The organism is Alcanivorax sp. HI0007 (assembly GCF_001635525.1).
Taxonomy (GTDB): Bacteria; Pseudomonadota; Gammaproteobacteria; order Pseudomonadales; family Alcanivoracaceae; genus Alcanivorax.
Genome location: NZ_LWEJ01000002.1, coordinates 21,361 through 35,203, shown reverse-complemented (window position 1 = coordinate 35,203; position 13,843 = coordinate 21,361). Strand labels below are relative to the sequence as shown.

The following is a 13,843-nucleotide window of genomic DNA, read 5'->3' as shown; positions in this document are numbered from 1 at the left end:
CACCGGAAGACTGTGAAGGGGCACAGGAATTTTACCGGGTTTTATAAAGCCCGCTAAACGCAAAGAGGCCGCACCCATTGCCGGGCGCGGCCTCGTTATTTATCCCGTCTCCCGTAACACCGGGATGCCATGGCTCAATCCAGCGGCCCGGGATTCTTGCGTTTTTTCACGGTGGCGAAACCGCTGTTGGTATCCGGCACCGGTTTGTTGGTCCGTGAGTTTTTCTTTGCCACGGCTTTTTTCCTGGCCGGTTTCTTGCCCTTTTTGGCATCGGCTTTTTTCTTCATCTTTTTCTTTTTGCTGCCGGCGGCCTTGCCGTTGGACTTGAGATTTTTCGGCCCCAGGAAGTTGCCTTTCAGGGCCTCGATCAGCCGGTATTCGAAGTTCTGCCGCAGGTAGCGCTGAATGCTCGCCATCAGGTTCCATTCGTGGGCGGCGATCAGGGAGATGGCGGTGCCTTCGCCGCCTACCCGGCCGGTGCGGCCGATGCGGTGGACATATTCATCGCCACTGCGCGGCATGTCGAAGTTGATCACCAGGTCCAGGCCGTCCACATGGATACCGCGGGCGGCCACGTCGGTGGCCACCAGCACTTTCACGCCGCCCGCCTTGAGGCGATCCATGGCCAGCTTGCGGTCCTTCTGGTCTTTCTCGCCGTGCAGGACAAAGACTTTCAGGTTGGAGGCCACCAGCACACCACCCAGGCGATCGGCCTGCTCGCGGGTGTTGGTGAAGACCACCGCCTTGTCGTAGGTCTCGTTGGCCAGCAGCCACTGCACCAGACGTTCCTTGTGTTTCACGTCGTCGGCGGTGATCACCTGCTGGACCACGGATTCGTTCAGGTCGCGCACGGAATCCAGCATCAGGGACTTGGGCGCGCGCAGGGTGGAGGCGACCATTTTCTCCATGGCGTTGCCGCCGCTGGTGGCGGAGAACAGCAGGGTCTGACGCTCGGCGCGGCATTCTGCGGCCAGGCGCAGTACGTCATCGCTGAAGCCCATGTCCAGCATGCGGTCGGATTCGTCCAGCACCAGCATTTCCAGATCCTGCAGGCGCAGGTTGCCGGCTTCCAGGTGCTCGATCAGGCGCCCGGGAGTGCCGATGAGGATTTCCGGGTTCTTGCGCATCTTGGCGGCCTGCACTTTGAAGTCTTCGCCACCGGTGATCAGCTCGGCCTTGATAAAGGTATAACGGCCCAGGGCCTCCACTTGCTTGAGGGTCTGCTGGGCCAGCTCACGGGTGGGCAGCAGGATCAGGGCACGGGTATCGGTACGCGGCCGGGAGTGCTGCAGCAGCTGGTGCAGCAGGGGCAGCATGAAGGCGGCGGTCTTGCCGCTACCGGTGCGGGCCACCACACGCAGGTCGTGGCCGGCCAGTGCCTCGGGGATGGCTGAGGCCTGCACCGGCGTGGGGGTGGTGATTTCCAGTTCGCCAAGGGCCTTGATCAGGCGCTCGTGCAAATTGAGGTCGGCAAAAGTGGTCATGCAATGGGCTCCGCTATCGAGGGGCCATTGTAACGACTATCTCGGCGAATGACTGCCTTATTGCGGTAGGAGCTATGCTTGCATGGCGAATAAGGTTTTGTTTCCTGCGAACCCATTGCGAAACCTGACAGCCATTCGCCATGCAAGCATGGCTCCAACGGGGCCGGGGACGCTAATCACCGATGCGGGCGAAGCGTGGCTGGACCTTGCCGTCCCGCTCCACGGTTTCGGTGAACATGGCCAGGGGGCGTACCCACAGGGCCTGGTCGCCGTAGAGCGGGCGATAGACCACCAGGGTGTCGCCGGTTTCGGAATGGGTGGCGGTGCCGATGACCTGGTATTCGTTGCCCTTGAAGTGCCGGTAACGGCCCGGCTGCAGGTCACTCATTGCCTTTCTCCGGGTTGCGAGCCAGACGCTCGGCGATGGCCGCCAGCACCTGGGGATTCCAGGGCAGGCCCACGTGGGTACCCTGCACTTCCACATTGTCGGTGAGCGGGCCGTCTTCTTCCTGGCTGCATTGCCAGGAAACAATGCCATCCTGCCTGGTGAAAATGGCGGTACAGGGCACCGGCGGCGCCGGAATCCGCGCTTCGAAGGCTTCCCGATCCGGTGGTGGCCGCTTGGGATTAAAGAGGTTGAACAGGGTGGTCACATTGTTGGCTTCCGGGTCGCCGTTGATGGGGCTGCCCAGGGTGAACACCTGGCTGACCCGGTCCGGGTAGGCCCGCGCCAGTTCCCGGGCAAACACCCCGCCCAGGCTCCAGCCAATCAGCGCCACGGGCTGGCCATGGCGAGTCTGGATGGCCTGCAGCTGGCTCACCAGCATGGCCTTGCGCTTGCTGTTCATTCCCAGGTTGGTGCCCTGGGCCCAGCCGTAAACGCTGTAGCCCAGCCGGGTCAGCGCCCGGCGCAGGGGGCGGGTGCTGGCATCGCTGGCGCCGAAGCCGGGCAGCACCAGCACCGGCTGGCCATTGCCAGCGGGCAGTTGGCGATGGCCCAGGCCACGCAGCAGGTAGCGTCCGTAGGCCAGCATGGCCCGGCTTTCTCCCAGTAACAGCCCCAGGGAGGGCGCGGATGGCTTCTCTGTCATCGCAAATTCCTCGTTGTTTTCTGCCCCCATCGTAACCGGCGTGGCGGAGACCACCTTGGTCATGACGCGGGCCGGGGCCGCGCCCGGGTCATGGCGCATCCGCTTTGTTTATCGTCGGTAACGGTGTGCTGGCAATGCGCAACAGCGGTGGCCCGTCTCGACGCCTTGGGCCATGATGAAATGAACCAAGGAGGTGCACAATGAGCAAAAATAATAATGCTGCCCAGGCCGATCATCAGGTGATTGTGGTGGGCGCCGGGTTCTCCGGACTGTGTATGGCGATTCAGCTCAAGGAGGCGGGCTACGACGATTTCGTGGTGCTGGAAAAGGCCGGGGATATCGGCGGCACCTGGCGGGACAATATCTACCCGGGCTGCGCCTGCGATGTGCCCTCCCACCTGTATTCCTATTCCTTTGCCCCCAACCCGCGCTGGTCGCGGATGTTTGCTCCCCAGCAGGAAATCTGGGATTACCTGAAGCGCTGCGCCGACAAGTTCGGCGTCACCCCACATATGCGCTTCAACTGCGAGGTGGAGAAGGCCGAATACGACGAGCAGAAGCAGATCTGGCATGTGACCACCCATGACGGCACCGAGCTGACCACGCGCATTTTCGTGTCCGGCATCGGCGCGCTGAGCATCCCCGCCTATCCGAAACTGCCAGGGGTGGAGAACTTTCAGGGCGAGGCATTTCACTCCGCCCGCTGGAACCATGATTACGATCTCACCGGCAAGCGCGTGGCTGCCGTCGGCACCGGTGCCAGTGCCATCCAGTTTGTGCCGCGCATTGCCCCGCAGGTCGAGCAGCTGGATCTGTATCAGCGCACCCCGCCCTGGGTGCTGAGCAAACCGGACCGGCGCATGACCAAAATTGAAAAGCTGCTGTTCAAGACCCTGCCGATGACGCAGAAGTTGTTCCGGGGCGGCATCTACTGGTGGATGGAAAGCCGGGTGCTGGGCCTGGCGGTGGACCCGCGCGCCATGAAACTGGCGGAGCTGTATGGCCGCCACTTTATCCGCCGCAATATCAAGGACCCGGAACTGCGCAAGAAAGTCACCCCGGACTACACCATCGGCTGCAAACGCATTCTCATGTCCGATGAATATTATCCGTCGCTGAATCGGGACAATGTGGCGGTACTGACCGACGGTATCCAGGAAGTGAAGGCCCACAGCATTGTCGATGGCAAAGGCGTGGAGCGGGAGGTGGACTGTATTATCTACGGCACCGGCTTCAAGGTCTCCGACCCCATCGGCCCCATGCAGATCATCGGCAAAGGCGGCGAGGAAATTCGCGACACCTGGAACGAGACCGGCATGGAAGCCTACCTGGGCATCTCGGTGAGCGGCTTCCCCAATTTCTTCATGCTGCTGGGCCCCAATACCGGGCTCGGCCATACCTCCATCGTGTTCATGATCGAGGCCCAGGTGAACTATGTGATGCAGGCGGTGAACAAACTGCTCCGTGAAGATGCCGGCTCCCTGGACGTGAAGCCGGAGGTGCAGGCGGGCTTCAACCGGCGTCTGCAGGCGCAACTGGACGAGGCAGTATGGTCCTCCGGGGGCTGTGAGAGCTGGTATCTGGACGAATTCGGGAAAAACCGTACCCTGTGGCCCAGCTTCACGTTCCAGTACTGGATGCGCACCCGCAAGTTCGAACCGGACAAGTACCAGTTCGACCCCGGCCCGGTCTGATCGGGACAGCCGGGGAACCGGACCGTCCATTACCGGTCGTACTGTTCGACCTGAATCATCAAGGAGATGCCATGCCTCGCCTGACACTTGCCCTGTTCCCCGCCCTGTTGCTGCTGGCCGGACAAGCCCTGGCTGCCGACCGCCCGGTTTTTGGCTGGGTGGAAAAGACCACCATCGAACCCTGGGGTGTGGAGCTGAAAGCGAAGCTGGACAGTGGCGCACTGACCTCGTCACTGCATGCCACCCATGTGGAAATTTTTGAAAAAGACGGCGACGACTGGGTCCGCTTTACCGTGGATGTGCACGATGAGGCCAGCGGTAAAAAGGTGGAAAAGACCTTCGAAAAGCCCCGCTACCGCAAGGTGATCATTCGGGGGGCCGGTGGCGAAGAACGCCGTCCGGTAGTGCTGATGAATCTGTGCATGGGCAATACGATCTACGAAGAGCAGTTCACCCTGAACGACCGCTCGGACATGATCTATCCGGTACTGCTGGGTCGCCGCACCCTGTCCCATCTGGGTTACCTGGACGTGACACAGACCTTCACCCATTCCCCGGACTGTGATGAAGGCTCCATCGTCAAACTGGACAAGGACCAGAAAGACGACGAGGACATTGAGGACTGAACCGCACACCCTCTCGTAGGAGCGTCGCTCGCGGCGCGATTAAAGGCGTTTGCTATCGCGCCGCAAGCGACGCTCCTACGGCGGGGATTTCGGCTTCAGATCAGGCCGGGTTCACCTCGAAATACCCGAACAACCCATCCAGCGCCTCGCGCAGCACATTGCCCTGCAGGCTGATCCGCGCCTGCAGCTCTGCCACCGCATCGTCCGCGTCCATGGCGTCGATATTTTCCTGCAGCAGATCCAGCGCCTTGATGCGTTTGATTTCCAGCTTGTCGTTGATATCCAGCTCCAGGGAATCCTGCCAGGCCAGATTGATACGGGTGGCCACCATGCCGGTTTCCAGGTGGGCGAGGATTTCTTCCTGGCCCAGATCCACGGCGGTGAACTTCACCGCAGCGCCTTCGTCCTTGGTGCCTTTCAGCTCGCAACGATCCCCCAGGGTGAAGCCTTCCGGCAGCAGCTTGGTGTCTTTCAGCCAGTTGCTGAAGCTGGTGTAGGGGGCGGAGTTGGGCGCCGGGTAGGCCACCGGCAGAGTACCGATGGCCTTGCGCAGGCAGGCCACCACTTCCTCCGCGCGGCTGGCGGACGAGGCATCCACCATCACCCGCTTACGCTCGGTGTCGATCAGCAGGGAGGTGCGGCGGGAGCGGGTGAAGGCGCGGGGCATCAGTTCGAAGGTGATCTGCTCTTTCAGATCCGCCTTTTCCTTGCGCCCCACCTTGCGGCCTTCCTCGTCCTGGATGTGCTCCACTTTCTCGTCGAGCAGCTCCTTGATCACCGGCCCGGGCAGCAAGCGTGAGGTTTCCTGGTAGGTGCAGTAGATAAAGCCGTCCACCGCATAGACCATCGGGTCCTGCCCTTTCAGGGGCGGCACAAAGCCTTCCGTGCGCAGGGTCTGCGAGCCACAGGGCTGGCAGCGGTTCTGGTCCAGGGTTTCATCGAGCTCGGCCACGGAGAAAGGAAAGGCCTCTTCGCCCACAAACACAACCAGATTCTTGATCCACATAAAACAGGTTCCAAGCAAGGGGCGACGAGAAAAGGCGCCGCCGTACAGAAAAGAAAGGCTGGCCACAGTAGCGAAATGGCTCAAGCGGCTCAAGCGCTCATTCCGGAGAATCGGACAAGGATCCGGCAGGAACTGCGGTGCCTGTTGGGGGTCACTGTCATTAGGCTATTTGTTTTGCCCTTTCCGGCTGCCAAAAGCGGCCGGGACGATCACACAGCATCTACAGGAGCAGGTGATGAAAACACTGACATTTGCCAACGGCGATACCATGCCGCAACTGGGACTGGGTACCTGGAAATCCCGGCCCGGCGAGGTCTACGAGGCCGTGAAGGCCGCCATCGAGATGGGTTACCGGCACATCGACTGTGCCCATATTTACGGCAACGAGGATGAAATCGGCCAGGCGTTGCAGGAGGTGTTCACCGCCGGCACCGTACAGCGCGAGGACCTGTGGATCACCTCCAAGCTGTGGAACAGCGACCATGCCCCGGAGGATGTGCAGCCGGCCCTGGAAACCACCCTGAACAACCTGAAGCTGGATTATCTGGACCTGTACCTGATGCATTGGCCGGTGGCCCTGAAGAAGGGCGTGCCCTTTCCCGAGTCCGGCGATGACATGGTGTCTTTGGATGATCTGCCCGTGGCAACGACCTGGGCCGCCATGGAAGCACTGGTGGATAACAACCTGACCCGACAGATCGGCGTCTCCAACTTCAGCGTGAAAAAGCTGCAAGACCTGATCGGCAAGGCACGGTTGAAACCGGCCATGAACCAGATCGAATTGCATCCTTATCTGCAGCAGAAAGAGATGCTGCGCTTCTGCCAGCAACAGGGCGTTCACCTGACCGCCTATTCCCCGCTGGGCTCCTCCGACCGCCCGGACGGCCTCAAGGCCGAGGATGAACCGGTACTGCTGGAAGACCCGATCCTCCATGACATCGCCGACAACCACAACGCCAGCCCGGCACAGGTGCTGATTGCCTGGGCCCTGCAGCGGGGTACGGCGGTGATCCCGAAATCGGTGAACCCGCAACGGCTGCAACAGAACCTGGCCGCCGCCGACCTGCGGCTCAGCGAGGACGACATGCAGGCCATCGCCGAGCTGGACCGTCACCGCCGCTACGTGGACGGCGGCTTCTGGGCCCAGCCGGGTAGCGATTACACCCTGGAAGGTCTCTGGGACGAATAACCGGCCAACGCCAATCCAAACCGTAGGGTGCCACTGAGCCTAAGGCGAACTGCACCGCAACCGCCGTGGTCATGGTGCAGTTCGCCTTAGGCTCAGTGGCACCCTACGTCACCCTTCCCCTCCTCATTTTTTCACGCCCTTTGGCCCGGGAAGACATGGTCACCAGCGGCCGGGAACGGCCATCCTTGGGTTTTCCTTTTTATCAGGATGACCCATGGATTTTCTGCGCACTCCGGATTCCCGTTTCGAACGACTGCTGGACTACCCCTTCGAGCCCCACTATGCGGACGTGGGCGGCCTGCGCATGCATTATCTGGACGAAGGCCAGGCGGATGCCAAGCCGGTGCTGATGATGCATGGCGAGCCGTCCTGGTCGTACCTGTACCGGCACATGATTCCGATCTGCGCCGCCGCCGGCCATCGGGTGCTGGCTCCGGATCTGATCGGCTTCGGCAAGTCCGACAAGCCCACCGACATCGACGCCTACAGCTACCAGAGCCATATGGACTGGATGCAGTCCTGGCTGGAGCAACTGGACCTGACCGATATCACCCTGGTGTGCCAGGACTGGGGCTCGCTGCTGGGCCTGCGCCTGGCGGCGGAGAATCCGGAGCGCTTTCGGGCCATTGTGGTCGGCAACGGCATGCTGCCCACCGGCGACCAGAAGGTGCCGAAAGCCTTTCAACTGTGGAAGAACTTCGCGCTCTACAGCCCGGTGTTTCCCATCGCCCGGATCATCGACAGCGGCACCTTCAAAAAGCTGGGGCCGGATGAGCGCCGCGCCTACGATGCGCCCTTCCCGAGCAAGAAGTACAAGGCCGGCGCCCGGGCCTTTCCGAAGCTGGTGCCGGTCACCCCGGACGACCCGGCCAGCGACGCCAACCGTAACGCCTGGAAAGTATTGGAACAGTGGCACAAGCCCTTCCTGACCACCTTCAGCAATGGCGACCCGATCACCCGGGGTGGCGACACGTTCATGCAAGAGCGCATTCCCGGCGCCAAGGGTCAGCCCCACCAGACCCTGGTGGGCGGTCATTTTCTGCAGGAAGATTCGCCGGTGCAGTTTGCCCAGGCGGTGAATGCGTTGATTGCCGGGCTTGAGTCGTAGCCGGCTGGCACCTTGCGCACCAGGGCATAGGTGTCCAGCGTATTGCCCGGAGCTGGCTATTCGGGCCGGGGGAGAGTCATTAACAGGGCCGGCCCGTCCGGGGTCTTCACTACCTGTCGGGCAATAAAGCCGGCGTTGCGAAAAGAGTGAACCGCCCGCAGGTTATCCGGAGCCGGGTCGGCAATGATCTCGGTGACCTGGGGGTCTTCGAATAACCTGTCCACAAAGGCGGCCACCGCCGTGCTGCCAAGCCCGTGGTCCAGGTGGCTTTCGCTGGCAAGAAACACATCCACCCCGCGTACGCCCGGATCATCAATCTCCAGCCACCAGCCTTCATGGTGGTGCTCGATGGGCGCGTAGCGCTGGATAAAGCCCAGTGGCTCTGCATCCAGACGAATCAGGAAAAACATGACGCCGCCGAAACAGCGCTGGGCCGGATGGTAGTCTCTCACCACCTCGTCCAGACTGCGCTGCGGCCCCCACCAGCGGCTCACATGCTCCCGCCCCAGCCAGTCGTGCAGGACCGGCAAGTCCGCATCGGTGAGCGGGGTAAAGGTGAGCCTGTCCGTCGCCACTGAGACTTTCATCGCCTTGCGTCCACGCCGTCCCTGTTCTGCAAAAGCCTACCCTGAAGGCGTCTTGTCGACTGCTACCGGTTTATCGTTTTGTCCTGATTTTTTCAGAAAACACTGTTATTTAAATAACGGATAGAAAGCTTTACATCAACCTGAGTTCAGGTTTTATGCTGGGCTCACCTTTTTCCAACCGGATCCACACCATGACGCTGGATATTAATGCCTATCTGCAGCGGATCGGCTTTCAGGGGGACAGAGCCCCCACCCTGAACACCCTCAAGGCTTTGCAGCAGTTGCACCTGCAGACCATCACCTTCGAGAACCTGAATCCATTACTGGGCCGTGCGGTGCCGCTGGATAGCCCGGCACTGATGGACAAGCTGATTCACCAGCGTCGAGGTGGATACTGTTTCGAGAATAACCTGCTGTTTCTCGAGGTGCTTACCACGCTGGGCTTCCAGGCCCGAGGCATCACCGGGCGGGTGTACTGGAACCAGCCGGAGGATGCCTGGCCACCGCGCTCCCATATGCTGCTATTGGTAACGATTGACGGTGAGGACTATCTCAGCGATGTGGGATTCGGCGGCATGACACCCACCGCACCGTTGCAGCTCCACTGCCGTGATTCGCAACGCACTCCCCTGGAACCGTTCCGGGTGGACGTGGATCAGCAGGGTTACAGCTTGTGGGTGAAGGTCGGTGGGCTCTGGCGCCTGCTCTATCGCTTCGATCTGATGCAACAGGGCGCCGTGGATTTCGAGATGGCCAACTGGTACGTGGCCTGCCATCCCCAGTCCAAATTCGTGAATAACCTGATTGCCGTGCGCACCGGCGAAGATCGCCGCCATACCTTGCTCAATGATCTTTATACGGTGCGGTTCCCGGATGGCCGCAGTGAAAAGCACACGATCGCGTCGGTGGCAGAATTATGGGACTTACTGCAGGGCGTGTTTGCCATTGATATGGCGGGGATTGAGAGACAGAACCTGGAGAAAGTCCTTAAAGAGAAATCCCTGTTCCGGTAATGGAAATGGTTTGAAAAACTTCGCCTTGCGAGCAAGGCTTCAACGGTTGGGGAGCGGTACGGCACCCCTCCGTTGGAGCCTTGTTCACAAGGCGAATCGCTACTCGTAACTCAGGTGCGTGGCCTTGCCGCGGAACACCCGGTAAATAAAGATCGTATAGGCCAGGATCATGGGCAAGGCGATGATCGCCCCCCAGAAGGTGAACAGCAGGGACTCCGTGGCCGAGGCCGCTTCCCAGATGGAGATCCGCCCCAGCACAATATCCGGGAACAGGCTGTAGGCCAGACCGATGCTGGCCAGCACGCACATCACCATCAACGCCACAAACGCCAGCCAGCCATAGCCGTTGTGCAGGATCTGTTTGCTGTTGAATACCCAGATCAGTCCCGCATAGGCCAGGGCAGTAGCGATGGGGATGGGCATCAACCCGATGGCATTGGGCAGGGTGAACCATTTGTCGGCAATGGCGCTGCTCACCAGCGGAGTGGCGATGGAGATCAGCAGCAGGAAGCCGCCCATGGGCAACACCGCCATACGGCCCCAGCGCACTGCTTTATTGAACAGCTCGCCTTCAGTCTTGATCAGTAACCAGGCGGCGCCGAGCATGATGTACAGGGCCGGCAGGGCCAGTGCGATCAGCGCGGCAAAGAGCGTACTGGTGGCATCGCCGGTAAGCCCGGTGACAAAGGCACCGAGCATCCAGCCCTGACACAGGGACGCGACCAGCGAGCCGAAGGCAAACAGACGGTTCCACTTTGCCTTGTGCTTGTCGCCGGCCTTGACCCGGAAATCAAACGCCACCCCGCGCAGGATCAGCCCCATCAGCATCAACGTCACCGGCAGGTACAGGGAGGTGAGCACAATGGAGTGCGCCTGGGGAAAGGCAATCAGCAGGATCCCCACCCCCAGCACGATCCAGGTTTCGTTGGCATCCCAGAACGGGCCAATGGCCGCCACCATCACATCCTTTTCGTCATCGCTGGCGAAAGGCAGCAACATGCCGATGCCCAGATCGTAGCCATCGAGAATCACATAGATCAGCAGCGCCAGGCCCATAGCGCCGGCGAAGAACAACGGAAGCCAGTATCCCAGATCCATCATGCGCCTCCTTCGGCAGTTTCCGCATCGTTCATGGCCCGTTGCTGAGGAGTCAGCGTCAGGGAACGCGCCGGCTTGGTGGCCATGTATCGCAAGGTGGCTATGTAGGACACCAGCAGGAACAGGTACAGCAATACATAGCCGAACAGGGTGCCGGCAACGGTGGCACTGCTGTGATCCGCCACTACCTCGGAGGTGCGCAGCAGACCATCCACAATCCAGGGCTGGCGACCGATTTCGGTCACGTACCAGCCCGCCAGCACCGCGACCCAGCCGGAGAAGGTCATCACCGACAGGGCCCGCAGCAGCCAGGTTTGGGTGTCGCGGTTTTCATCCCGGTTGCGGAACAGCCGCCAGGCCGACCACCAGCCCACCAGCACCATCAACATGCCGATGCCCACCATCACCCGGAACGCCCAGAACACCGGCGCCACCGGCGGGGCTTCTCCCTCGAACTCATTGAGCCCGAGCACTTCACCGTCCCACTCATGGGTCAGAATGAAGCTGGCCAGTTTGGGCACCTTGATGGCCATGTGGGTGGTCTTCTCTTCCTCATCGGGAAAACCGAACAGGGTTAATGGAGCACCCTTTTCCGTCTCCCAGATGCCCTCCATGGCAGCGATCTTGGCCGGTTGATGCTCCAGGGTGTTGAGGCCGTGCAAGTCACCGATAACCACCTGCAGTGGCGCCAGCACGGCGGCCATCAGCGCACCGGTGCGCATCACTTTCCAGGTGGCCGGGCCATCCACGCCGCGCATGGCCCGCCAGGCGCTGATTCCCATGATCAGGAAGGCCGCGGTCAGCAGGGACGCGGTGAACATATGGGCGAAGCGATAGGGGAAGGAGGGGTTGAAGATCACCTCCCACCAGCTTTCCACGAAGAACACGCCATCCTCGATCCGGTAGCCCGTCGGGGTCTGCATCCAGGAGTTGAGGCTGAGAATCCAGAAGGCGGAAAACGAGGTGCCCACGGCGACCAGGGCAGTGGCGATCAGGTGAGTACGGTTGGACACCCGGTCCTTGCCGAACAGCATGATGCCCAGGAAAGACGCTTCCAGGAAAAACGCGGTCAGCACTTCATACCCCAGCAGGGGGCCGGCAATATTCCCGGCGCGCTCCATAAAGCCCGGCCAGTTGGTACCGAACTGAAAGCTCATGGTGATGCCGGACACCACCCCCAGGGCGAAACTCAGGGCAAAGATCTTTACCCAGAAAAAGTAGGCGTATTCCCAGGCCTTGTCACCGGAAAAGGTGTATCGCAACCGGAAATAGAACAGCACCCAGCACAGGCCGATGGTGATGGTGGGAAACAGGATATGAAAACTGATATTGGCGGCAAACTGCAGCCGGGCCAGCAGGAACGGATCGAACTCCACGGGCATACCCTCCCTAATCAGGGGCTGTTGATGCTTTTCAGGCTAGCACATCCTTGCACAACGGCCAGATGACAAATTGCCCCAGGTCAACGCTCTGACAAATGGCGCGGGTGAATGCGCGCCTCTCCTTACAATAAATCAACACAGGCACCTCCAGGCTTCTTCTGCAGAACCGCTACCCCATGTAAACCGGCGTTTGCGCAGGTAACCGTGGCCGGCAGGACGCCTTATTTACATACCGCAACGCCGCCGCAGCAACGCTTACCCCACAGCAATTGAACGCATCGGCAAAGCTGGGTAGCTTATTGTCTGTAACCTTGCATCGCTTTTTGCCGCGATGACGACAATAACCTGACTGCAGCGAGCCATGGCCCTGACTTCCGCGGATGTCCGCAACGCCGAACCCCTGAAAAAAGACTACAAGCTCCGGGACGACAAGGGGCTTTACCTGCTGGTAGAGGCCAACGGTAACCGTACCTGGAAATTCAGCTACCGGTTCGACGGCCGCAGCAAGGTCATCACCCTGGGCCCCTGCCCGGAGGTGACCCTGGCCTTCGCCCGCCAGCTTCGCGACGAGGCCCGGGAGCTGATCGCCGACGGCACCGACCCGCTCACCCGCTGCGAGAAACGGGAGGTCTTCAGCCCCTCGGTGGAAACCTTCGAGGCGGTGGCAAGGGACTGGCTGGAACGGGTCTACCGGTTTGAAGTGTCCGAAGAACAGTTCCGCCGCACCAAGCGGCAGATGGAAAACTATCTGATCTCCAGTATCGGCAAGCGAGTTGTCAGTGAAGTGACACCGGAAGATCTGAAATCTCTGGCGGCAGCCCTGGGTGCCGAAGGCCATCTCGACAAGGGTAAGCGGGTACTGGGCATCGCCAAACGGGTCTATACCCATGCCCGCGACACCGGCGTGGCCGGCTACCAGCAGACCAGCGCCCTGCGCCGGCGGCTTACCGGCTCCGGCACCGAACCGGAATTCCTGGTCAGTACCCGCGAGCAGCTGTTCAATCTGGCCAGCGGCGTACTGGGGCAATGGAGCCGTACCACCACCACGGCGGCGCTGAAACTCACCGTCTGGTTACTGGCCCGACCCAGCGAAATCGTCAACGCCCGCTGGTCCGACATGGACCTGGATGCCGGCGAATGGCGCATCCGCCGTAAAAGCACCGACAGCCCTGACGGCAGCAAAATCATCACCGTTCCCCTGCCCCGTCAGGCGGTGGAATTGCTGCGCGAAATGGAACCGCTCACCGGCCGCCAGGAATACATCTTCCCCGGAACCCGTGACCGCAAGAAGCACCTGGGCGCCAGCACCCTCACCGGCGCCCTGAAGAAAGTGACCCGCACCACCCCGGTGTCCACCGACAACCTGCGTACCCTGGCGGCCACCGCGCTGGGCGAACTGGGCTACCAGGCCGAACAGATCCAGTCACAACTGCTCAACCAGACCGGCGACGAACAGAATGACCGCCAGGCCTACCTGGAAAAACGCCGGGAGATGCTACAGGCCTGGGCGGACTATCTGGACAACACGGTGATTGGCAAGGTCACTCGCCGGTAACGACAGCCTG

13 protein-coding genes are annotated in these 13,843 nt (G+C 61.0%); 6 read left to right on the top strand and 7 right to left on the bottom strand.

Translation table 11 applies throughout. The annotated features are described in order from the left end of the window. Positions 1–134 precede the first annotated feature (134 nt). From A3714_RS00300 to A3714_RS00290, 3 genes are all read right to left on the bottom strand, one after another. Positions 135–1,484, bottom strand: coding sequence for a DEAD/DEAH box helicase (locus tag A3714_RS00300; protein ID WP_063509805.1), 1,350 nt, complete (start codon positions 1,482–1,484; stop codon positions 135–137). 172 nt (positions 1,485–1,656) lie between these two features. Further along, positions 1,657–1,872 (bottom strand): DUF1653 domain-containing protein, encoded by a 216-nt coding sequence (locus A3714_RS00295; protein ID WP_063509806.1) that lies wholly within the window; start codon positions 1,870–1,872, stop codon positions 1,657–1,659. After that, positions 1,865–2,674 carry a triacylglycerol lipase gene (locus tag A3714_RS00290; RefSeq protein WP_082810751.1) on the bottom strand — a complete coding sequence of 270 codons (810 nt, stop codon included), beginning with the start codon at positions 2,672–2,674 and terminating at the stop codon, positions 1,865–1,867. Before A3714_RS00290 ends, A3714_RS00295 begins: the two co-directional genes overlap by 8 nt. A gap of 101 nt (positions 2,675–2,775) precedes the next feature. Here A3714_RS00290 and A3714_RS00285 point away from each other — a divergent pair, with 101 nt between their 5' ends. Further along, positions 2,776–4,269, top strand: a complete 1,494-nt coding sequence (locus A3714_RS00285) for an NAD(P)/FAD-dependent oxidoreductase (RefSeq protein WP_063509807.1) — start codon at positions 2,776–2,778, stop codon at positions 4,267–4,269. 71 nt (positions 4,270–4,340) lie between these two features. Continuing rightward, positions 4,341–4,895, top strand: coding sequence for an ATP-dependent zinc protease (locus A3714_RS00280; protein ID WP_063509808.1), 555 nt, complete (start codon positions 4,341–4,343; stop codon positions 4,893–4,895). Positions 4,896–4,995: 100 nt separating this feature from the next. Here the strand turns inward: A3714_RS00280 and A3714_RS00275 are convergent, their stop codons facing one another. Continuing rightward, complete coding sequence (locus A3714_RS00275) at positions 4,996–5,901, bottom strand: recombination-associated protein RdgC (RefSeq protein WP_062815546.1); 906 nt, start codon at positions 5,899–5,901, stop codon at positions 4,996–4,998. A 235-nt stretch (positions 5,902–6,136) separates the two neighbouring features. Here A3714_RS00275 and A3714_RS00270 point away from each other — a divergent pair, with 235 nt between their 5' ends. Both A3714_RS00270 and A3714_RS00265 read left to right on the top strand, forming a co-directional pair. Continuing rightward, positions 6,137–7,090 (top strand): aldo/keto reductase, encoded by a 954-nt coding sequence (locus tag A3714_RS00270; RefSeq protein WP_063509809.1) that lies wholly within the window; start codon positions 6,137–6,139, stop codon positions 7,088–7,090. A 214-nt stretch (positions 7,091–7,304) separates the two neighbouring features. Continuing rightward, a complete protein-coding gene (locus A3714_RS00265) occupies positions 7,305–8,198 on the top strand; it encodes a haloalkane dehalogenase (RefSeq protein ID WP_063509810.1) in 894 nt (297 codons plus the stop codon). A gap of 56 nt (positions 8,199–8,254) precedes the next feature. On the opposite strand, the gene A3714_RS00260 is transcribed toward A3714_RS00265, so the two are convergent. Next, a complete protein-coding gene (locus tag A3714_RS00260) occupies positions 8,255–8,785 on the bottom strand; it encodes a GNAT family N-acetyltransferase (RefSeq protein WP_063509811.1) in 531 nt (176 codons plus the stop codon). A gap of 191 nt (positions 8,786–8,976) precedes the next feature. On the opposite strand from A3714_RS00260, the gene A3714_RS00255 reads away from it, so the two are divergent. After that, positions 8,977–9,798: an arylamine N-acetyltransferase gene (locus A3714_RS00255; protein WP_063509823.1), complete on the top strand. Its 822-nt coding sequence runs from the start codon at positions 8,977–8,979 to the stop codon at positions 9,796–9,798. A gap of 99 nt (positions 9,799–9,897) precedes the next feature. Here A3714_RS00255 and A3714_RS00250 read toward each other — a convergent pair whose 3' ends face one another. Together A3714_RS00250 and A3714_RS00245 are read right to left on the bottom strand one after the other, a co-directional pair. Continuing rightward, positions 9,898–10,899, bottom strand: coding sequence for a cytochrome d ubiquinol oxidase subunit II (locus A3714_RS00250; protein ID WP_231866149.1), 1,002 nt, complete (start codon positions 10,897–10,899; stop codon positions 9,898–9,900). After that, positions 10,896–12,278: a cytochrome ubiquinol oxidase subunit I gene (locus A3714_RS00245; RefSeq protein ID WP_231866148.1), complete on the bottom strand. Its 1,383-nt coding sequence runs from the start codon at positions 12,276–12,278 to the stop codon at positions 10,896–10,898. Before A3714_RS00245 ends, A3714_RS00250 begins: the two co-directional genes overlap by 4 nt. Before the next feature lie 361 nt (positions 12,279–12,639). Between A3714_RS00245 and A3714_RS00240 the strand changes: the two genes are divergently transcribed. Beyond that, positions 12,640–13,833: an integrase arm-type DNA-binding domain-containing protein gene (locus A3714_RS00240; protein ID WP_062815539.1), complete on the top strand. Its 1,194-nt coding sequence runs from the start codon at positions 12,640–12,642 to the stop codon at positions 13,831–13,833. The last annotated feature ends 10 nt before the right edge of the window (positions 13,834–13,843 follow it).